The following is a 20412-nucleotide window of genomic DNA, read 5'->3' as shown; positions in this document are numbered from 1 at the left end:
AGGCGGCTATTCCGCCTCCGTCCTACGCTTCCGGGCCGTCCAGCGGCCTGTTTGCCAAAGACCCTATGGCACAATCGCCTCAACGTTTTGGGTGGTGGTCACTTAAAGCGTCCTTGATTCGCAGCGCGGCTGCGGCTTTTTCCCCAAGAGGAGAACCATGAAGAAACTGAATAAAGTGGCGATGATGTTTGCAGTCGCTGCGCTCGCCACTGCCGCCGGCGCGCAGACCCGTGTCACCGCTGCGAATGGCGGTCCTACGATCGACAACTGGCAAAACGGCACCGGCGAACTGGTTTGGAAGAACGGCACGAACGAACTGTGCTGGCGCGATGCCAACTGGACGCCGGCTACTGCCGCCGCTGGTTGCGACGGTGCTCTGGTTGCAGCAGCTCCGGCTGCAGTTGCTCCCGTTCCGGGCGCACCGGCCGCTCCCGCGCCCGCACCGCAAGTCGCCGCTTCGAAGGTGACCTTCGCTGCTGACGCATTCTTCGACTTCGACAAGTCGGTTCTGAAGCCTGAAGGTCGCGCAAAGCTGACCGACCTGGTCTCGAAGATCCGTGACGTCAACCTCGAAGTGATCATCGCTGTGGGCCACACCGACTCGATCGGTTCGGACGCCTACAACCAGCGTCTGTCGGTGCGCCGCGCCGAAGCCGTCAAGGCCTTCCTGGTCTCGAAGGGCATCGAACGCAACCGCGTCTACACCGAAGGCAAGGGCGAGAAGCAGCCTGTGGCTGACAACAAGACCAAAGAAGGCCGCGCCAAGAACCGCCGCGTGGAAATCGAAGTGGTCGGCACCCGCGCCAACAAGTGATTCGATTGAATCGCTGAAAAAAACCCCGCCTCGGCGGGGTTTTTTTATGCCTGTCGAATTCCTTCTGATACGCGTCAAGTGCCCACTCATGTCCGCCGGTGCATTCTCCGTTTCATAATCGTGGCATGACAGATAACGTGAATGCCGATCCCGCGGAACTCGCCAAGTTTTCGGAACTAGCCCATCGGTGGTGGGATTTGGACAGTGAATTCCGTCCGCTCCATGAAATCAATCCGCTGCGACTGGAATGGATTGACGGTATTGCGCCCATTTCACAGCGCAAGGTGCTCGATATCGGTTGTGGCGGAGGCATCCTCGCCGATTCGATGGCCCGAAAAGGCGCCGAGGTGCTTGGCATCGATCTGGCGAGCAAGGCGCTCAAGGTGGCGAGGCTGCACGCGCTCGAAGCCGGCACGAGCGGCGTCAAATACCGTGAAGTCAGTGCCGAGGCGCTCGCCGCGGAGCAGCCTGGCAGTTTCGACGTCGTGACCTGCATGGAAATGCTCGAGCACGTGCCCGAGCCCGCTTCCATCGTCCAGGCTTGCGCAACGCTCGTGAAGCCGGGTGGCTGGGTCTTCTTTTCGACGATCAACCGCAACCTCAAGTCGTTCATGCTGGCCATCGTCGGTGCCGAATACGTTCTGGGCATGCTGCCCCGCGGCACCCACGAATACGCCAAGCTGATCCGGCCCAGCGAGCTGGCGGCCCACTGCCGCGCAGCCGGCCTTGACCTGCGCCACACGCGGGGGATGGAACACAACCCGTTGACGCGCCGCTACTGGCTCAGCGCCGACACCAGCGTCAACTACATGTTCGCTACGCAAAAGCCGGCCTCGACGACGGGTTCGCAAGCGTGACGGCCGGAGCAGTAAAAGCCGTGCTGTTCGATCTGGACGGCACGCTGATCGACAGCGCACCCGATCTCGGCGCCGCAGCCGACAAGATGCGTACCGATCGCGGCCTCGAGTCGTATCCGCTGGAGCGCTATCGGTTCATGGCCGGAGCTGGCGCACGGGGCATGCTCGGCGTGGCGTTCGGCATCGCGCCCGATGCACCGGAGTTCCCCGCACTGCGCGAAGAATTCTTCGTGGCCTACGAGAACCGAATGCTGCTCAATACGCACGTGTTCGACGGAGTGCAGGCGCTCATCGACGCCATCTGCACACGTGGGTTGGCCTGGGGTGTGGTCACCAACAAGTCGGCGCGCTTTACCGATCCGTTGACGCGCGCCATTCCGCTTTTCAGCAGCGCGGGCGCCATCGTGAGCGGCGATACGACGCCGTATTCCAAGCCGCACCCCGAGCCCTTGCACGAAGCGGCGCGGCGGATGGGCGTGCCGTCCAGCGCATGCGTGTACGTGGGAGACGACGAGCGCGACATCGTCGCCGGCCGTGCCGCGGGCATGCGAACCATCGCGGCTACCTATGGCTACATGGGCCCGCAGGCCGATGTGACACTCTGGAACGCAGATGCTTCGATCGCTGCGCCCCTGGAGCTCTTGCATTTGCTGAATAAGGCCTAAAATGGTTGGCTTGGGGCTGCACTGGTTTCGACGTGGGTTCGGAATCGCAGCGGGGCATGTCGAGCTGAATGCGCTCGTAAAACAGATTCAAACAAACTAACTGCAAACGACGAACGTTTCGCACTCGCTGCTTAATTGCCAGTGAGCCTTGCAACAGTTGGCCGATGGGCTGGGCAAGGGGGTCTGGAGCAATCCTGACCTCCCGGCTGCAAGGATAATTACATGGGCTGGCTCCGATCCGTGTACCTTGGGTCGGGGCGAGAAAATAGGGTGCTGGCGTCCGGTTTAGCGTGTGACTGCGCGACTCCGGAAGCGAGACTCAAATCAGATCACTAAACATGTAGAACTGCGCGAAGAAGGCTTGCGGACGGGGGTTCAAATCCCCCCAGCTCCACCATCCATCAAAAAAAGCCAACCTGCGGCAGGTTGGCTTTTTTTTGCCCGGACGCACGGCTATAGTCACCGGGCGCTGTCACGCCATCACCGTTGCGCTTTCTCGCAAAGGGCGCAGCTGGCCAGCTCGATCCGCCAAAAAAAGGACGCCGTGCCCGATTCACTGACTTCGACGCTCACGCGCTACTACAACGCGGTGCCCTATGAATCGCACCCGTTCCCGCAAACGGCGGTCGAGCATCTCGAAGCCATCGCGTTCCTGTTCGGCCTCCAGACGCCTGCTCCCGCCCGGGCGAGGGTGCTGGAGCTTGGCTGCGCCGCAGGCGGCAACCTGATTCCGTTCGCCGCGCGCCATCCAGAGGCCAGCGCCCTCGGCCTCGACTTGTCGAAGGTACAGGTGGAGCAAGGCACAGGCGCGATTTCCCGCGCGGCACTGCCGAATGTGGAGCTGCGGGTGTTCGACCTCGCGGAGATCGATGCATCTTTCGGCCAGTTCGACTACATCGTCTGCCACGGGGTCTACAGCTGGGTGCCGGGCCCGGTACAGGATGCGATTCTTCGCATCTGCTGCGAGAACCTTGCACCGGATGGCGTCGCCTATGTGAGCTACAACGTGTACCCGGGCTGGAAGGCGAGGGAGATCGTGCGCGACGCAATGATCCTGCGGGGCGGTCCGCGCGACACGCCGGAAGAACAGCTGTCATATGCGCGCGGCATGCTCGAATTTCTGGAGCAGTCGGCTCGGTCCGACAGCGTTCTCAAGAAAACGCTCGAAGAAACGATGCCTATCGTGCGTGGTGCCAACAGCTACTACCTGCTGCACGAATTCCTCGAGCCCTGCAACGCACCCTGCTATTTCAAGGAGTTTGCGGCGCGCGCCGAGGCCAAGGGCCTCGCCTACCTGGCCGACGCGGAGCCCTCGACCATGTTCGTGCAGAACTACGGCGAAAAGGTTCGCGAGCCGCTGCTGCGCGAGTGCGGCGGAAGCCAGGTCCTGATGGAACAGTACCTCGACTTTCTGGTCAATCGCACCTTTCGCCAGACCTTGCTGGTCAAGCAGGGCCGCGGCGGCGACATCCGCTACCGGCTCGACCACGCCCGCATTCGCGGACTTGAATTCGCCGGTGTGTTCGCGGCGGCGGACGGCGGCGCTCTGACCCTCGATGCACGTGAGCAGCCGTGCAGGGCGCTGCGCAATCTCACAGTGACGCTGCGCCTGCCGGTGCACAAGGCCTTGGCGCAGGTGCTCGATTCCCGCTACCCGGCCAGCACGTCGTTCGAGGCGCTGGTCGCCGCGGTGGTGTCTGTCACGGGTGAGGCGCGCACTTCCGTCGAGCCGCACGTGCTGTCGATGCTCGAAGAACTGCTTATTCTTGGCGCCGTGCGTATGCGGCGCGGACCAGTGCAGGTCGCCGTCGAGATATCGGCGCGGCCGCGTGCCCTGCCGTCGGTTCGAACCGCACTCGGTCTCGCGTTGTCGGCCGGAAACTCGGCCAGTGTCTGCAACCAATGGCACGATTCCGTGGAACTCACCGCGCTCGAGCGTTGCCTGTTGCCGCTTCTCGATGGTGCGCATTCGCACGAGATGCTGGCCGACCATCTGGTGGGCGAGGTGCTTGCCGATCGCCTCAGATTCGTTCAGAACGACAAGCCGCTGACCGAAACTTCGGCCATCAAGGAACTCGCGCTGAAGCATGTGGCGCTTGGCTTGGACGATTTGCAGCGCAAGGCGCTGCTGGTCGCATGACGCGGTCTATCTCCTTTCATCATCATCCAACTCAACGAGGGACTTTCTCCATGCAGCAACTCCACTGGACTCCAACATTGCGCGCCGCGGTGGCGGCCACACTCGTACTGGCGGCCGCAAGCGCTTCCAATGCCGCCTCGCAGGCGCCGGTCGCTGCCGAACACGGCATGGTGGTGAGTGCGCAGCACCTAGCCACCAAGGTCGGTGTCGACGTGCTCAAGCGCGGCGGCAACGCGGTCGATGCGGCGGTGGCCGTGGGCTATGCGCTGGCGGTGGTGTACCCGGCAGCGGGCAATCTTGGGGGCGGCGGCTTCATGACCGTGCAGCTGGCCGATGGCCGCAAGACTTTTCTCGACTTCCGCGAGAAAGCCCCGTTGGCCGCAACTGCCAACATGTACCTCGACAAGGACGGCAACGTCGTCAAGGGCCTGAGCACCAACGGCCACCTGGCCGTGGGCGTGCCCGGCTCCGTGTCGGGCATGGAATACGCGCGCGAGAAGTACGGCACCATGAAGCGCGCCGACCTGATCGCCCCCTCTATCCAGCTGGCCGAGAAGGGCTTTGCGCTGGAGCAGGGCGACATCGACATGCTGCGCACCGCCACCAACGATTTCAAGAAGGACCCGGTCTCCGGCGCGATCTTCCTGAACAAGGGCGAGCCCTTCGCGGTCGGCCAGAAGCTGGTGCAGAAAGACCTCGCCAAGACGTTGCGCGCCGTCAGCGCCAAGGGTGTCGACGGCTTCTACAAGGGCTGGGTCGGGCAGGCCATCGTGGCGTCGAGCCAAGCCGGGAAGGGCATCATCACCCAGGCCGACCTCGACCAATACAAGACGCGCGAGCTGGCGCCGGTCGAATGCGACTACCGCGGCTATCGCGTGGTGTCGGCACCGCCGCCAAGCTCGGGTGGCGTGATCATCTGCGAGATGCTCAACATCCTCGAAGGCTATCCGCTCAAGGATCTGGGCTTCCGCTCGGCCGAGTCGGTGCACTACCAGATCGAGGCCATGCGCCACGCCTACGTCGACCGCAACAGCTACCTGGGCGACCCGGACTTCGTGAAGAACCCGCTCGACCGCCTCCTCGACAAGGGCTATGCCGAGAAGATCCGCGCCGCGATCGATCCCAAGAAGGCCGGCGTCTCCAAGGACATCAAGCCCGGCGTCGCGCCGCACGAAGGCAGCAACACCACCCACTACTCGATCACCGACCAGCAGGGAAATGCGGTCTCGGTCACCTACACGCTCAACGACTGGTTCGGCGCCAAGGTCACGGCCGACAAGACCGGCGTGCTGCTGAACAACGAGATGGACGACTTCACCGCCAAGATCGGCATGCCCAACATGTACGGCCTGGTGCAGGGCGAGGCCAATGCCATTGCCCCGGGCAAGCGCCCGCTGAGCTCGATGAGCCCGACCATCGTCTCGAAGGACGGCAAGCCGGTGTTCGTGGTCGGCACGCCCGGCGGCAGCCGCATCATCACGGCGGTGCTGCACACCATCCTGAACGTGGTCGACTACGGCATGAACGTGCAGGAAGCCGTCGATGCGCCGCGCTTCCACCAGCAATGGCTGCCCGACGTCACCAATGTCGAGACCTTTGCGCTGAGCCCCGACACCCGCAAGATCCTGACCGACATGGGCCACAACCTGGGCGTGCCGCAGCCAGCCAACCACCTGGCGGCGATCATCGTCGGCGCGCCGTCGCTGGGCGGCAAGCCTGTCGGCGCCAACCGCTTCTATGGCGCCAACGACCCCCGCCGCAACACCGGCCTGGCTGCCGGGTACTGATCCGGCAAACTAGGGCGGTCGCGCCACTTTGGCGCGGCCGCCTTTTTCATTTCCATGCATCTGCAAGACATTCTTTATTCCCAGGGCTTCGGCACGCGGCGCGTGTGCGCGGGGCTGATCCAGCAGGGTCTCGTGACCATCGCGGGCAAGGTCGTGAACGACCCCTTTGCCGATCTCGATCCCGAAGGCCTCCTCTTCACGGTCCAGGGCATTGAGTGGGCGTACCACGAGAAGGCCTACCTGATGCTGCACAAGCCGGCGGGTACCGAGTGCTCGCAAAAGCCCTCGACCTACCCGAGCATCTACACGCTGCTGCCGTCCCCGCTGCGGCTGCGGCCCAACAAGGGCGCGGTGCAGGGCGTGCAGGCCATCGGCCGGCTCGACCAGGACACGACCGGGCTGCTGCTGCTGACCGACGACGGCCAGTTCATCCATCGGATGGGGTCCCCCAAGCACCACGTTCCCAAGGTGTACGAGGTCACGGCCAAGCATCCGGTGGACGATGCGCAGATCGCCAAGCTGTTGGCCGGCGTGGTACTCGACGACGATCCCAAGCCCGTGCGCGCGGCCGCCTGCGAATCGGACAGCCCGCTGCACCTGCGGCTGACGCTCACCGAGGGCAAATACCACCAGGTCAAGCGCATGCTGGCCGCGGTCGGCAACCGGGTCGAGGGGTTGCACCGCTCGCGCATCGGCCAGCTGGCACTTCCCGCAGACCTTGCGCCCGGCCAATGGCGCTGGCTCGATGCCGGGCAGGTTGCCACGTTGCGTGAAAAAACACCGGATAAGGCCACCGGGAATGGGACGGTCAGCCAGCCGTAGGGTCCGGACGTTGATAATCGACAGCACTCTTCCGGAACTTTTCCCTTGCGATCCCTTGCCCGACCGAACGGCCGCTTTGCGGCCTTCCTGTTTTCCTGCCTGACGGTCTGGGCGGCGCAAGCCGCCACCGCTGCGCCGCCCGAAGTCCCGCCGATCTTCGTGCTCAATTCGCTGGATGCCAGCGTCAGCGTGATCAACCCCGCCGACTGGTCCGAAAAGCAGCGCATCGCCACCGGCAAGGAGCCGCACCACATCTACATGACGCCGGACGAAAAGTCGGTCATCGTGGCCAATTCGGCGGGCGATTCGCTGACTTTTCTCAACCCCAAAACCGCCGAAGTGCAGCGCGTGGTTTACGGCATCATCGATCCGTACCAGCTGCAGTTCTCGCGCGACATGAAGTGGTTCGTCACGGCCGGAAACCGGCTCAACCACGTCGACGTCTACCGCTGGGACGGCAAGGACCCGAAGCTCGCCAAGCGCATTGCCACCGGCAAGACGCCCAGCCACATCTGGATCGACGCCACCAGCACCATCGCCTACGTGACCATGCAGGACAGCGACGAGCTCATCGCCGTCGACCTGCCCACGCAGACCATCCGCTGGCGCATGGCCACCGGGCCCATGCCGGCCGACATTTTCGGCGTGCACGGCGACAAGACCCTGCTGGTGGGTCTCACCGGCAGCGACGGCGTACAGGTGTTCGACGTAGCGGGCGCCGAGCCCAAGCTGGTCGGCAAGATCCCGACCGGCAAGGGCGCGCACGCCTTCCGTGCGGCCGGCGACGGCAAGAGCGTCTTCGTGAGCAACCGGGTGGCCAACACCATCAGCCGGATCGACCTGGCGACGCTCAAGGTCAGCGCAACCTACCCCGTGCCGGGCGGTCCCGACTGCATGGACGTGTCGGCCGATGGCAAGACCCTGTACGTCACCTCGCGCTGGGCCAAGAAGCTCAGCGTGGTCGACCTGGCGACCCAGAAGGTTGTGCGCCAGGTCAATGTCGGCCGTTCGCCGCACGGCGTCTGGACGCTGGACCATGCGAAAAGAATCTGAGCGGGCGGGTTCGAGCCGGCTCCGCGGGCTGTCCGGCATCGTTTTCGCAGTCGCATGTGCAGCCACGCCCAGCGCCTGGGCGCAGCAAGGCGCGACCTGCGAAAAGCCGGTCTACCTGACCTTCGACACCGGTCACATGGGCGTTGCGCCGCTGGTGGCCGACGTGCTCAAGCGCCAGAACGTCCGCGTCACCTTCTTTGCTGCCGCCGAGCGCACGCAGACCGACGGCGACAGCCTCGATAGCCACTGGGCCCCGTGGTGGAAGGCGAGGGCGGCCGAAGGCCACGAGTTCGCCTCCCACACCTACGACCATGCGTACTGGCGCGGCGACCTCAAAGGAGTGGAGCCAAGCTTTCGCATCAAGCCATCGGCAGGCGCGTTCGCGGGCCGCGAGTTCACCTGGACCGCGGCCGAGTACTGCGCCAACATCGGCGAGGCGTCCGAGCGGCTGGCCCTCATCACCGGCAAAAAGCCACTGCCATTGTTCCGCGCGCCGGGCGGCAAGACGTCGCCCCGGCTGCTCGCGACTGCCAAGGCCTGCGGCTTCGAGCATGTGGGCTGGGCGCCTGCCGGGTTCCTGGGCGACGAACTGCCGAGTGAGAAATTCAGCAACGAAAAGCTCCTTTCGCAGGCGCTGGAGAGCATCCGCCCCGGCGACATCCTGGTCGCGCACCTGGGCATCTGGTCGCGCAAGGATCCGTGGGCGCCGGCCAATCTCGAGCCCCTGATCGTTGGGCTCAAGGCCAAGGGCTTCTGCTTCGAGACCCTGCGCCAGCATCCGCAATACCGCGCCTGGATCGCATCCCACCCCTGAGGCCGCTGCTGTGATCGATTGGTTGACGGATGCATTTTCCGCGCTGCAGGCCTGGTTCTTCGAGGCGGTGGTGCAGCCCCTGGTCTTCGCGGTCGGCCTTGGCGGATGGACGGAAGACGCCTTCGACGCCACTGGTTGGCTGCTCGTCGGGCTGATCCAGGTGGTGGTGCTGCTTGCGGTCATCGGTCCGCTGCAGCGCTGGCGAGCCGTTGAGCCGGTCACCGACCGCCGCGCCATTCGCATCGACGTTCTCTACACGCTGATCCATCGCCTGGGCGTCTTCAGGCTGGCGATGTTCTTCACGCTCGAGCCCCTGTTCGACGAAGCCATCGGGAGCCTGCGCACTGCGGGGTTTGTCACCTTTCACCTGGACGAAGTCTTTCCCGGCGTGACCGACGTGCCATGGGTCGCGTTTGCGATCTACCTCGTGGTGCTCGACTTTGTCGGCTACTGGATCCACCGCGGCCAGCACCAGTTCAACTGGTGGTGGGGCCTGCATTCGCTGCACCATTCGCAGCGCCAAATGACCATGTGGAGCGACGACCGCAACCACCTGCTCGACGACATCGTGCACGACACGCTGATCGTCATCGTCGCGCAGCTGATCGGCGTGGCACCCGGGCAATTCATCGCCTTCGTGGCCTTCACGCAGCTCAGTGAAAGCCTGCAGCATGCGAACCTGAAGCTTGCTTTCGGCGCCCTCGGCGAGCGGCTGTGGATCAGCCCCCGTTTTCATCGGCTGCACCACAGCATTGGCCTGGGCCATGAATCGCGTGGCGCCCACACCTTGGGCGGGCACAACTTCGGCGTGCTGCTGCCGTGGTGGGACATGCTCTTTCGCACTGCCAATTTCGAAGAGCGCTACGACCCGACCGGCATCCGCGACCAGGTCGAGCCCGGCGCCGACGGGAGGCTGCGCGACTACGGCAGCGGCTTCTGGGCGCAGCAATGGCTCGGCCTGAAGCGCATGGTCGGCCGCGGCTGAGCGCCGGCCCCAACCCAGCCGGTTATCCTTCGCACCCAATGCGCCTGCTCCTCGACTCTTTCTGGCGCGCGGTCGCCTATTGCATGCTGCCGCGCGTGATCGTGCTGTCGCTGCTGCCCCTGGGCCTGATGGTGCTGCTGGCCGCAGGATTCGGCTATTTTTTCTGGGACGCCACCGTGGCATGGACCCGCGAGGCGCTCGACGCCTGGCCACTGCTGTCGAGCTTCTGGGGCTGGATCGGGCGGCTTTTTTCGGGCGACGTCACGGCGGTGCTGGCGCCGCTGGTGGTCGTGGTGGCCGCCACGCCGTTGATCGTGGTGGTCTCGCTCCTGATCGTGGCCGGCCTGATGGCGCCTCCGCTCACGGCATTGGTGGCCCACCGCCGGTTTCCCGCGCTGGAGCGCAAGAAGGGCGCCTCTTTCTTCGGCAGCGTGGCGCGCTCGCTCGGCGTGACCGTGCTGGCGCTGTTGGCGCTCGTGGTTTCCATGCCGCTCTGGCTCATTCCTCCGCTTGTGCTCGTCCTGCCGCCGCTGATCTGGGGCTGGCTCACCTACCGCGTGATGAGCTTCGATGCGCTGGCCGAGCACGCGAGCCCCGAAGAGCGGGCCGCCATCCTGCGTGCGCACCGGCTGCCGCTTTTGTGCATCGGCGTGCTGTGCGGGTACCTGGGGGCCGCACCCAGCATCGTCTGGGCCTCGGGCCTGCTGTTTGCCGCCGCCTTCTTCGTGCTGGTGCCGCTTGCCATCTGGATCTACACGCTGGTATTTGCGTTTTCGGCGCTCTGGTTCGGCCACTATTGCCTCGATGCCCTGGCGCAGCTGCGTGCACAGCGCGGAGCCGCCGCCGCTTCTACCGACAGCGCACCAGCCCTCGAGGCCGACCAGGCCGTACTTTCTCAGTGGAAATCCCCATGACCCGCGCATTCGGACTGATCGTCGTCGGCGACGAAATTCTTTCAGGCAAGCGTGTCGACAAGCACATGCCCAAGGTCATCGAACTGCTCGCCGCGCGCGGCCTGCAGCTTGGCTGGGCCGAATACGTGGGCGACGTGCCAGCGCGCATCACGGCGGCGCTCGGCCGGGCCTTTGCTTCGGGCGACATCGTCTTTTCGACCGGCGGCATCGGCGCCACGCCGGACGATCACACGCGGCAATGCGCCGCACAGGCCCTGCGGTTGCCGCTCGAACTGCATCCCGAGGCCGAGCTGCTGATCCGCGAGCGCATGCAGGACACCGCGCGCGAGCAGGGCATTGCCTACGAGCCGGACCGCCCCGACAACATCCACCGTCTCAACATGGGCGTGTTTCCGCAGGGCGCCACGATCATCCGCAACCCGTACAACAAAATTCCGGGCTTCAGCATCGATCACGTCCACTTCGTACCGGGCTTTCCCGTCATGGCGTGGCCCATGATCGAGTCTGTGCTCGACAGCCGTTACGCGCACATGTTCACTAGCGGCCAGGCGGCCGAAAAGTCGGTCATCGTCTTTGGCGCCATGGAAGCAACGCTCACGCCGCTGATGGAGGCCATCGAAGCGGCTCACGCCGGCATCAAGGTGTTCAGCCTGCCCAGCGTCGACCATCCGGAATACGGCCGCCACATCGAACTCGGGGTCAAGGGCGATCCCGTTCGCCTCGAAGCCGCCTATGCGCAGCTGATCGAAGGCCTGCACGCCTATGATGCGAAGCTTGGCCCGGAATTGGTGCGTTAGTTTCGAATGCACCAAAGTAGTGATTTTTCGCCTTTTTTTGGGGTTTGCCGCCCGTGCCGGAGCCTCTTCCGAAGAGGCGACAATGGCACAGAAACTGCATCCTTCGTCTCTGTATTCCTAACCACCATCCAACTCAGGAGAAACTGATGGCAAAGACCGTCGCCGATGTACTCAAGCTCGTCAAGGAAAACGAGGTCAAGTTCATCGACTTCCGCTTCACCGACACCCGCGGCAAAGAGCAGCACGTGACCGTGCCCGTCTCGGCTTTCGATGAAGACAAATTCACCTCGGGCCACGCTTTCGACGGCTCGTCCATCGCTGGCTGGAAGGGAATCGAAGCCTCGGACATGCAGCTCATGCCCGATCCCAACACCGCCAACATCGATCCCTTCTTCGAAGAAACGACGCTGATCCTGACTTGCGACGTGATCGACCCCGCCGACGGCAAGGCCTACGAGCGCGATCCGCGTTCGCTCGCCAAGCGCGCCGAGGCGTACATGAAGGCTTCGGGCCTGGGCGACACCGCCTTCTTCGGTCCGGAACCCGAATTCTTCGTGTTCGACGGCGTCCGCTGGAAAAACGACATGTCGGGCTGCTTCGTGAAGATCGACTCCGAAGAAGCTTCGTGGAACACCGACAAGGAATACGAGCACGGCAACACCGGCCACCGTCCGGCAGTCAAGGGTGGCTACTTCCCAGTTCCCCCGGTCGACAGCTTCCAGGACATGCGCTCGGAAATGTGCCTGGTGCTCGAATCGCTCGGCATCCCGGTCGAAGTGCATCACCATGAAGTGGCCAACGCCGGCCAGATGGAACTCGGCACCAAGTTCAGCACGCTGGTCCAGCGCGCCGACTGGGTCCAGCTGCAGAAGTACGTGATCCACAACGTGGCCCACGCCTACGGCAAGACCGCCACCTTCATGCCCAAGCCCATCGTCGGTGACAACGGCTCCGGCATGCACGTGCACCAGTCGGTCTGGAAGGACGGCAAGAACCTGTTCGCCGGCGACGGCTATGCAGGTCTCTCGGACTTCGCGCTGCACTACATCGGCGGCATCATCAAGCACGCCCGTGCCCTGAACGCCATCACGAACCCCGGCACCAACAGCTACAAGCGCCTGGTGCCCGGCTTCGAAGCCCCGGTGAAGCTGGCCTACTCGGCCAAGAACCGCTCGGCATCGATCCGCATCCCGTTCGTGGCCAACCCCAAGGGCCGCCGCGTCGAAGCGCGCTTCCCCGATCCGCTGATGAACCCGTACCTCGGCTTTGCTGCACTGCTGATGGCCGGTCTCGACGGCGTGGAAAACAAGATCCATCCGGGCGAAGCCGCCAGCAAGGACCTGTACCACCTGCCGCCGGAAGAAGACGCGCTGATCCCGACCGTCTGCCACAGCCTCGACCAGGCTCTGGAATACCTCGACAAGGACCGTGCGTTCCTGACCAAGGGCGGCGTGTTCACCGATGCCTACATCGACGCGTACATCGAGCTCAAGATGCAAGAAGTCACGCGCTTCCGCATGGCGACCCACCCGGTCGAATTCGACATGTACTACTCACTCTAAATCGGTGGGCGCAAGCCCCTGACGGTTAAGTAAGACAAAAAGGACGGCTGCGGCCGTCCTTTTTCGTTGACGCGGAACATCTTGTCACCGATGGCGTCGAATTGCAGGAAAATGCGCCTTTGTCGCGCCATCCACCGATTCTCATGAAGACTGCTTCCCTCATTTTCCTGGCTGGTTCATTGTTGGCCGTCGCCTTGCCGGCGTCGGCTCAGGAGCGCGTATGGCGCTGCGGCAATGAATACACCAACAACGCGACCGTGGCGCAGCAAAAGGGCTGCAAGGTCCTGGAAGGCGGCAACGTCACCGTCGTGCAGGGCACGAAGCCTTCGGGCGGCGGTTCCGCGAGCAGCGGTTCCGGGCAGGCCGCGGCGCGTGCGCCGGCTGGCAGCCCGCGTGTCGAAGGCGTCGACCAGCGCGCCCGCGATGGCGAAGCCCGCTCGGTGCTCGAGTCCGAGCTGAAGAAGGCCGAGGCCCGCCAAGCGGAGCTGCAAAAGGAATACAACAACGGCGAGCCCGAAAAGCAGGGCAGCGAAGGCCGCAACTACCAGAAATACCTCGATCGCGTGGCTGAAATGAAGGCCGAGCTGGCGCGCAACGAGAGCGACATCGCGGGCATCCGCCGCGAACTTGGCCGTCTGCCGGTCAAGCAGTAAGCCATGGTTTTCGGGAAGAAGGCGACTGGCGCCGGCCTGCGCTTTCAGTCCTTCGACCTGTTGTCGACGCTGATTGCGGTGGTCAGCACCAACGGCTCGGTGCTGTTCGCCAACGCGGCGCTCGAAGACGCGCTGGGCACGTCGCGCCGCACGCTCGAGGGCTCTCAGTTCGGTGCCTGCTTTCATGAGCCGCACGTTCTTCGCACCGCTATCGACGGCGCGCGCAGCAACGACTTCGCCACGCTGCGCTACGAGGCGTTCTTGCGCCGGGTCAACCACGAACTGATGCCGGTGCAGGTCACGCTGGCACAAGGCGACAAAACGGGCGAACTCATCATCGAGATGTCGCCGCTCGAGCAGCAGGTGCGCCAGGACCGCGAAGAACGCCTGCTCGACCAGGCGCAGGCCAACAAGGAGCTTATCCGCAACCTTGCGCACGAAATCAAGAACCCGCTGGGCGGCATTCGCGGCGCCGCGCAATTGCTGCAGATGGAGGTCGAATCGCGCGACCTCATCGAGTACACGCAAGTCATCATCCATGAAGCCGATCGGCTGCAGACGCTGGTCGACCGGCTGCTGGCGCCGCACCGGCGCCCGCACGTGGTGGGCGACGTGAACATCCACGAGGTGTGCGAGCGCGTGCGCTCCGTCATCCTGGCGGAGTTTCCGCGCGACCTGCACATCGAGCGCGATTTCGATCCCTCGATTCCCGAATTCCGCGGCGACCGCGAGCAGCTGATCCAGGCCACGCTCAACATCGTGCACAACGCCGCGCAGGCCCTGGCCGAGCGCCGCGCGGCCGGCGATGCGCAGATCACTTTCAGGACGCGAATCGCCCGGCAGGTGATATTCAACAAGCAGTGGTATCGATTGGCACTGGAATTGCATGTCATCGACAATGGACCGGGTGTGCCGGACACGATCAAGGACCGCATCTTCTATCCGCTCGTATCGGGCCGGGAAGGCGGGACAGGGCTTGGATTGACGCTTGCACAAACCTTTGTGCAACAGCATCACGGCGTGATCGAGTGCGACAGCGTCCCGGGCCGGACCGATTTCAAGATACTGATACCGCTGCCCTAGCAGCCACGGCAACAAGGAGATGCATGAAGCCGATCTGGATAGTTGATGACGACCAATCGATCCGCTTCGTGCTCGAGAAGGCCTTGCTGCGCGAAGACTTGCCCACGCGCAGTTTCACCAACACGCGCGAGGTGCTCGCCGCCCTCGAACTCGCCGACGAAGACGAGCAGCAGGGCCCCCAGGTCCTGGTGAGCGACATCCGCATGCCCGGCGGCTCCGGCCTCGACCTGCTCGACAAGATCAAGGCCAAGCACCCCGGCCTGCCGGTCATCATCATGACGGCGTTCTCCGACCTGGACAGCGCCGTGTCGGCGTTCCAGGGCGGGGCCTTCGAATATTTGCCCAAACCCTTCGACCTGCCGCGCGCAGTCGAGCTCATCCGCCGCGCCGTCGACGAAAGCCAGCGCGAGGAAGTGGCGGAGGAGCGCATGGTGGCTGCGCCTGAAATGCTGGGCCAGGCGCCGGCCATGCAGGACGTGTTCCGCGCCATCGGCCGGCTCTCGCAAAGCAACGTCACGGTGCTCATCACCGGCGAGTCGGGTTCGGGCAAGGAGCTGGTGGCGCGCGCGCTGCACAAGCATTCGCCCCGCGCCAACGGTCCCTTCGTGGCCATCAACACCGCGGCCATCCCCAAGGACCTGCTTGAGAGCGAACTGTTCGGCCATGAGCGCGGCGCCTTCACCGGCGCCCAGACCATGCGGCGCGGCCGCTTCGAACAGGCCGAGGGCGGCACGCTCTTTCTCGACGAAATCGGCGACATGCCATTCGACCTGCAGACGCGCCTGCTGCGCGTGCTGAGCGACGGGCACTTCTACCGCGTTGGCGGCCACAACTCGGTCAAGGCTAACGTGCGCGTCATCGCGGCCACGCACCAGGACCTGGAGCAGCGCGTCAAGCTCGGCGGCTTCCGCGAAGACTTGTTCCACCGCCTCAACGTGATCCGCCTTCGGCTGCCGGCCCTGCGCGAGCGCGGAGAAGACGTGCCCGCGCTCACGCGCCACTTCCTGCAGGTGAGCGCGCGCCAGCTCGGCGTCGAACCCAAGCGCATTTCCGATGCCGCGTTGGCGAGGCTCGCCGCCTTCAGCTTCCCGGGCAACGTGCGCCAGCTGGAAAACATCTGCCATTGGCTGACCGTGATGGCCCCGGCGCAGCTGATCGAAGCCAAGGATCTGCCGCCCGAAGTCATGGCCGCGGCCGCCAGCTCGCAGGTGCAGCCTGCCGACGCAGCCCCCACTGCAGCAGCGCCGGCTCAAGCCGCGCCGCAGTTGTCACCGAGCCCTGAACGTGAAACGGCACCGGCAAGCACCGCGCCCGAAGCCGCCGAAGGCCTGGTCGGCGCAAGCAGCTGGGAAAGCGGCCTCGAGATCGAAGCCCAGGCGCTGCTCGCAGCCGGCCGCACCGACGTCTGGGACGTGCTCTCGCGCCGCTTCGAATCGCGGCTCATCCTCACCGCCCTCGCCAACACCCGCGGCCGCCGAATCGAAGCCGCCCAGAAGCTGGGCATCGGCCGCAACACCATCACCCGGAAGATCCAGGAACTGGGGATCGAGTAAAGCCGCCGCACAGGTGGCGGCTGGCCCTCCCTTCCAGGCCAGGGATACCGCGGAACCGGCTTTGCCGGGCCGCTGGTATCGCCCCCGGTAGGGGGTTGGCGAAGCGACACGAAGTGCGCGAAGACTGGGGGCGAGCCTAGTTATCGGCTTCGCTGGCCCAGAGTCAGCGAGTCCAGCTGGAAGTTTCCGCTCTTGTCCCAGAGCCACGTGTCGACGTACGTATGCCCGCCAAGGCGCCCGGGGCTCGGCAGCGGCGAGGCCGCCTTGATGAGCTCCGCAATCTTGGGTGGCACCTCGGGTGCATGGCTCGGCACGCGGCTGAACGTCACGTTCTTCACGTTGCCGTTGGCGTCCAGGTCGGTCTCGACCACCACGACGGCGTAGACCAGCGGAGGAATCTTCCCCTTGTAGATGCGCTGCGGATAGGCGTTGTAGATCTGGCGTGCCCCGGTCTTGCGATAGGCCCGCACGGCGGGAGTCTGCGCGGTGATCAGTCGAACGGTAGGGACATCAGCTCTGGGGCTGGCCACCTCGTCAGGTGCGGAAGTGGCCGGCTTGCCGTCGCCGGCCTTGTCCGCCGGCTTGAGTGCCGAACAGGCGGCGAGCGCCAGTGCCGCCGCAAGGATTGCAAGGGTGCGCATGTTCATGGTCATCAGGTGCCTTGGTCGAGATCGAGCACCACGGGGGCGTGGTCACTTGGTTTTTCCCACTTGCGCGGCACGCGATCGATGATGCAAGCCTTAGCGCGTGGCACCAGCGGCTCGCTCACCAGGATGTGATCGATCCGCAAGCCGCGGTTCTTCTGATAGCCGAGCATTCGGTAGTCCCACCACGAGTAGCTTTTCTCGGGCTGTTCGAAGAGGCGAAAGCTGTCGGCCAAGCCCAGTTGGAGGAGCGCCTTGAAATGGTCGCGCTCTTCGGTCGTGTGATGAATCGTCTCCTTCAGGCCCACCGGGTCGAAACTGTCGCGGTCTTCCGGCGTGATGTTGAAGTCGCCCAGCAGGACCAAGTTCGGATGTGCCGCCATTTCGGCGCGAAGCCATTCGCGCAAGGCGCGCAGCCAGCCCATCTTGTATTCGAACTTGTCGGTGCCGGGCGCCTGGCCGTTGACGAAGTAGCCGTTGACCACGCGCAGCGGACCCGTCGGCGTTTCGATCGTGGCGGCAATCACGCGCGACTGGTCGTCGGCAAAGCCGCCGATGTTTCTTGCCACGTCGCGCATCGGCGCCAGGCTCAGGATGGCCACGCCGTTATAGGTTTTCTGGCCGAACACGGCCGCCTCGTAACCAGCCGACTTGAGCACGTCGAGAGGAAACTTGTCGTCGCTCATCTTGAGCTCCTGCAGGCACAGCACGTCCACGGGGTTGGCAATCAGCCAGTCGAGCACATGCTGCAGGCGTGCAGTGAGGGAGTTGACGTTCCAGGTGGCTATTTTCATAATAGTTATAGCTATATGATATTAAAGGAAAAATTGTTTTCTATTTCTGACGGTACCCGGTAGGGTATCCGAAAAGATTTGCTGCAATATCTGCTGGCGAGTTGAGCACTGCATGACTTGTCCGCGATGCTACAGATTCGACGACTTACGAGGGTCATCGTTCAGAATGTGTTCGCCAGCAACCGATATTGCGTTCGACTCCGTCAAAGCCTCGACGTCCTCTCCGACAAACTGGCAGCAACTCCATCTTGGTGCGCAACGAGCGACACGCTCATGCCCGGTTCGTAGTTTCGACGAACCAGCGCGGTCTTCTCGGCAAGGGACCTGCGCCTGCGGCGCTAGCTACGTTCGTGCGGATCGCCACTGCACTTTCGTGACCGCGCTGATCTTGCATTGGTGGCCACGGCTGGTGGCGAGTCCACCGCGCCAAAAGAAGAAATCAAAGATGGGTGCCCAACCATATGCATTCGGCCACCCCCTTTTTTGACCGGTGGTCAGCCGCGTAGCCGCCCTTCGGGTACGCCCGAAAAGCGAACGCTGCTGGCAGCGTCAGAAGAGATCGCGGTTGCTTCCTGTCTCGGGATGTACCCGGCACGCCTAGCAAACGCATGTCCAGTGATCTTTCCATATTCCGTGCCGGCGCAGATCTGCCAACTCCTCGCGCTTTCCCTCCTCACTCATTGGACCGGTGAACTGCATTAGCATGAAGTCTTGAGTGGCCTGGCGGAAGTCAAGTTGCTCGGTAGCGATGCCCACCACTTCGTGAATGCCCGAAACTCTCAAGCGAGCTGCCCGGCAGTAGCCGACCAATGAAGTTCTGCGAAGTGCACGGTAGTCCTCTTCGCTCACTGACCGGTCGCGCCGCAACACCATGAGCACATAGGCGCGCCCCGGCCGGCTCGGCAGAACCATGGTCTTGCTGAATCTTTCTTCTGCGAAACTGCGGGTCAGGACGTCTTTGAGGCCCTCGGACAGCAGCTTTCTTCCGATGCGACCCTCTTGGGCCATTGCCCGAAGGACCTCTTCGTGCGCATGCACATCACTGGATGCGTCTTCAAACCGTCTGAGCACCTGGGCCGTCGAGTTCTGGATATGACTTGTCTGATGCTCAATGAGTTCATCCCACAGATAACTGTTTGCAATTAGTTCTTTCCATTTGACATAGGCGTCGCTCGCCCGAAAGCGTGACCATCCGCCCTCTTCGAACATGACCAGTTTCCTGCCATCGGGAACGACAGGAAAGGCAAAACCAGTGGCAGCATCACTGTCGTGATTTAGCAGGTAGGAGGCGAGCAGGTCTTCTTCGCCGCTGATGACGAAATCCATGCCGGGCTTGCACAGGTAGTCCTCTTTCTTGCGAAGATATTCGATCAGGTCTGGCGCAGTATCCAGCTCACCGAGCAGGACATCCAGGGTGAGTTCGTCGACCACGTGGATGAACAGACGCTTTTTTAAGGGCCATCCCACCATGAATGGGTGCGTTTTGTGGTCTTCCGCATGCAGCTGGGTGTTAATCACCAAACTGCCAGAGCTGCTGTTGCCCCAGTATTGTTCCCCCGCTGGCACGCCACCCCGGGTTACGGCCACCAAATGCAACCGTAGGTGTTCCCTGGACGGCAGGGGAACGGGCAATGGATGCTCGCAGGCTGAATCAAGAAAAATGCGGTTGGGATGTTGCTCTATGAAGGATTGCGCTCCAGCCAACTGCTTGGCGGATCTTTCGATCGCGCTCTTAAACCACCTCGGCCAGGACACTTCGACGGCGTGCGCATTGGAGAAATTGCAATGCTTATCGGAGAAGACGATGACATCGTTGCCGAACACGACCAGCAGATCGCACAGTTCGCGGCCACCGCTCTCGTCGGTGAAAGGGTTCTGGAAGCTCCAAAAGCTCAGAAATGCCTTTCGGGCAAGAACCCCAAGATAGCGCTCCGAGTCAGTGATTCCAGATGCGGGCTTACCCATCTGCCAGATCGGTGTGGACTGAAAAGGTGTCATATTGGTGGTCGGCGCTCATGAATCGCCGGGCCACAGCATAGATGGTGGGGCAGACGTAAAGCGGAGAAGCAAAGGAGAGAGGCGGGCAGTCTGCTGCATGGGGTTCGCCTGACCGAACAAATGGCCGAAGGGCCCGAGGCCGGGCCGGACTTCCCGCCCGTTGTCATCGCAGTGGCTCGCTGGAAAATTCGATGCGGTCATCGCGTAGAGCAACACGATAGAGATTTCGCCTGATGTGGTCGCGCGGCCCGTGACGCAGGGTCTCGTTGGACCGAGAAGGAGACCATTGGCCTAACAGCCGCCCGCTCAGGGTCGGCAGCGCCTTTCGGCGCCATGGGTTAGCGGTCATCCGCGTTGTCGGCGGATCGCGCTTTCCGGGCGACATCTGCAGAAGGTTGGTATAAGCCGGCGATGTGCCACTGCCGTTGATGATCGAACGTCAGCTTCCTGGCTGACACTGTGAGTTGAGCGGGCGAC

18 protein-coding genes and 1 other RNA gene are annotated in these 20412 nt (G+C 63.5%); 16 read left to right on the top strand and 3 right to left on the bottom strand.

Translation table 11 applies throughout. From position 1 onward, the window contains the following. The first annotated feature begins 157 nt into the window (after positions 1 to 157). From ompA to ntrC, 16 genes are all read left to right on the top strand, one after another. A complete protein-coding gene (ompA, locus tag BLR24_RS15470) occupies positions 158 to 814 on the top strand; it encodes an outer membrane protein OmpA (protein WP_093018371.1) in 657 nt (218 codons plus the stop codon). 125 nt (positions 815 to 939) lie between these two features. Further along, a complete protein-coding gene (ubiG, locus tag BLR24_RS15465) occupies positions 940 to 1671 on the top strand; it encodes a bifunctional 2-polyprenyl-6-hydroxyphenol methylase/3-demethylubiquinol 3-O-methyltransferase UbiG (protein ID WP_093018369.1) in 732 nt (243 codons plus the stop codon). Further along, on the top strand, positions 1668 to 2336 hold the full coding sequence (locus tag BLR24_RS15460) for an HAD family hydrolase (RefSeq protein WP_093018367.1): 669 nt from the start codon (positions 1668 to 1670) through the stop codon (positions 2334 to 2336). Before ubiG ends, BLR24_RS15460 begins: the two co-directional genes overlap by 4 nt. Before the next feature lie 12 nt (positions 2337 to 2348). Further along, positions 2349 to 2733, top strand: a transfer-messenger RNA (tmRNA) gene (gene ssrA / locus BLR24_RS15455). 147 nt (positions 2734 to 2880) lie between these two features. Then, positions 2881 to 4476, top strand: coding sequence for a methyltransferase regulatory domain-containing protein (locus tag BLR24_RS15450; protein ID WP_175543280.1), 1596 nt, complete (start codon positions 2881 to 2883; stop codon positions 4474 to 4476). A 50-nt stretch (positions 4477 to 4526) separates the two neighbouring features. Beyond that, positions 4527 to 6263, top strand: coding sequence for a gamma-glutamyltransferase (ggt, locus tag BLR24_RS15445; RefSeq protein WP_093018365.1), 1737 nt, complete (start codon positions 4527 to 4529; stop codon positions 6261 to 6263). A gap of 54 nt (positions 6264 to 6317) precedes the next feature. Beyond that, positions 6318 to 7085 carry a pseudouridine synthase gene (locus tag BLR24_RS15440; RefSeq protein ID WP_093018363.1) on the top strand — a complete coding sequence of 256 codons (768 nt, stop codon included), beginning with the start codon at positions 6318 to 6320 and terminating at the stop codon, positions 7083 to 7085. A 45-nt stretch (positions 7086 to 7130) separates the two neighbouring features. Further along, the gene (locus BLR24_RS15435) at positions 7131 to 8138 is read left to right on the top strand and encodes a YncE family protein (protein WP_093018361.1); all 1008 of its coding nucleotides are present in this window, start codon (positions 7131 to 7133) and stop codon (positions 8136 to 8138) included. Continuing rightward, on the top strand, positions 8122 to 8952 hold the full coding sequence (locus BLR24_RS15430; protein WP_254787326.1) for a polysaccharide deacetylase family protein: 831 nt from the start codon (positions 8122 to 8124) through the stop codon (positions 8950 to 8952). Before BLR24_RS15435 ends, BLR24_RS15430 begins: the two co-directional genes overlap by 17 nt. A gap of 10 nt (positions 8953 to 8962) precedes the next feature. Next, entirely contained in the window at positions 8963 to 9937 is a 975-nt protein-coding gene (locus BLR24_RS15425; protein WP_093018359.1) for a sterol desaturase family protein, read from the top strand. Between the two features lie 38 nt (positions 9938 to 9975). Continuing rightward, complete coding sequence (locus BLR24_RS15420) at positions 9976 to 10851, top strand: EI24 domain-containing protein (RefSeq protein ID WP_093018357.1); 876 nt, start codon at positions 9976 to 9978, stop codon at positions 10849 to 10851. Further along, positions 10848 to 11648 (top strand): competence/damage-inducible protein A, encoded by an 801-nt coding sequence (locus BLR24_RS15415; protein ID WP_093018355.1) that lies wholly within the window; start codon positions 10848 to 10850, stop codon positions 11646 to 11648. Before BLR24_RS15420 ends, BLR24_RS15415 begins: the two co-directional genes overlap by 4 nt. Positions 11649 to 11794: 146 nt before the next feature. Next, a complete protein-coding gene (glnA, locus tag BLR24_RS15410) occupies positions 11795 to 13210 on the top strand; it encodes a type I glutamate--ammonia ligase (RefSeq protein ID WP_042582369.1) in 1416 nt (471 codons plus the stop codon). Between the two features lie 143 nt (positions 13211 to 13353). After that, complete coding sequence (locus tag BLR24_RS15405; protein WP_093018353.1) at positions 13354 to 13863, top strand: hypothetical protein; 510 nt, start codon at positions 13354 to 13356, stop codon at positions 13861 to 13863. Between the two features lie 3 nt (positions 13864 to 13866). Then, entirely contained in the window at positions 13867 to 14946 is a 1080-nt protein-coding gene (gene glnL / locus BLR24_RS15400) for a nitrogen regulation protein NR(II) (protein ID WP_028260054.1), read from the top strand. A gap of 23 nt (positions 14947 to 14969) precedes the next feature. Further along, entirely contained in the window at positions 14970 to 16499 is a 1530-nt protein-coding gene (gene ntrC, locus BLR24_RS15395; protein WP_093018351.1) for a nitrogen regulation protein NR(I), read from the top strand. A 140-nt stretch (positions 16500 to 16639) separates the two neighbouring features. On the opposite strand, the gene BLR24_RS15390 is transcribed toward ntrC, so the two are convergent. The 3 genes from BLR24_RS15390 to BLR24_RS15380 form a co-directional block, all read right to left on the bottom strand. Further along, complete coding sequence (locus BLR24_RS15390; RefSeq protein WP_254787323.1) at positions 16640 to 17146, bottom strand: hypothetical protein; 507 nt, start codon at positions 17144 to 17146, stop codon at positions 16640 to 16642. Positions 17147 to 17151: 5 nt separating this feature from the next. Then, complete coding sequence (gene xth / locus BLR24_RS15385) at positions 17152 to 17937, bottom strand: exodeoxyribonuclease III (RefSeq protein WP_093018347.1); 786 nt, start codon at positions 17935 to 17937, stop codon at positions 17152 to 17154. 597 nt (positions 17938 to 18534) lie between these two features. Next, on the bottom strand, positions 18535 to 19935 hold the full coding sequence (locus tag BLR24_RS15380; protein WP_139188767.1) for a hypothetical protein: 1401 nt from the start codon (positions 19933 to 19935) through the stop codon (positions 18535 to 18537). Positions 19936 to 20412: the final 477 nt, after the last annotated feature.

Origin of the sequence: Variovorax sp. OV700 (genome assembly GCF_900099805.1) — a bacterium.
In the GTDB taxonomy this organism is placed as follows: domain Bacteria; phylum Pseudomonadota; class Gammaproteobacteria; order Burkholderiales; family Burkholderiaceae_C; genus Variovorax.
Note: the sequence above shows the minus strand (reverse complement) of the source record. Positions and strands in the feature narration are given on the sequence as shown.

Excerpts from the sequence above, each read along its gene's own strand:
- ubiG (WP_093018369.1), top strand. The coding sequence starts at position 940 with ATGACAGATAACGTGAATGCCGATCCCGCGGAACTCGCCAAGTTTTCG.
- BLR24_RS15420 (WP_093018357.1), top strand. The coding sequence starts at position 9,976 with ATGCGCCTGCTCCTCGACTCTTTCTGGCGCGCGGTCGCCTATTGCATG.
- xth (WP_093018347.1), bottom strand. The coding sequence starts at position 17,937 with ATGAAAATAGCCACCTGGAACGTCAACTCCCTCACTGCACGCCTGCAG.
- glnA (WP_042582369.1), top strand. The coding sequence starts at position 11,795 with ATGGCAAAGACCGTCGCCGATGTACTCAAGCTCGTCAAGGAAAACGAG.
- BLR24_RS15405 (WP_093018353.1), top strand. The coding sequence starts at position 13,354 with ATGAAGACTGCTTCCCTCATTTTCCTGGCTGGTTCATTGTTGGCCGTC.
- BLR24_RS15440 (WP_093018363.1), top strand. The coding sequence starts at position 6,318 with ATGCATCTGCAAGACATTCTTTATTCCCAGGGCTTCGGCACGCGGCGC.
- ggt (WP_093018365.1), top strand. The coding sequence starts at position 4,527 with ATGCAGCAACTCCACTGGACTCCAACATTGCGCGCCGCGGTGGCGGCC.
- ntrC (WP_093018351.1), top strand. The coding sequence starts at position 14,970 with ATGAAGCCGATCTGGATAGTTGATGACGACCAATCGATCCGCTTCGTG.
- glnL (WP_028260054.1), top strand. The coding sequence starts at position 13,867 with ATGGTTTTCGGGAAGAAGGCGACTGGCGCCGGCCTGCGCTTTCAGTCC.
- BLR24_RS15390 (WP_254787323.1), bottom strand. The coding sequence starts at position 17,146 with ATGAACATGCGCACCCTTGCAATCCTTGCGGCGGCACTGGCGCTCGCC.
- ompA (WP_093018371.1), top strand. The coding sequence starts at position 158 with ATGAAGAAACTGAATAAAGTGGCGATGATGTTTGCAGTCGCTGCGCTC.
- BLR24_RS15380 (WP_139188767.1), bottom strand. The coding sequence starts at position 19,935 with ATGACACCTTTTCAGTCCACACCGATCTGGCAGATGGGTAAGCCCGCA.
- BLR24_RS15430 (WP_254787326.1), top strand. The coding sequence starts at position 8,122 with ATGCGAAAAGAATCTGAGCGGGCGGGTTCGAGCCGGCTCCGCGGGCTG.
- BLR24_RS15415 (WP_093018355.1), top strand. The coding sequence starts at position 10,848 with ATGACCCGCGCATTCGGACTGATCGTCGTCGGCGACGAAATTCTTTCA.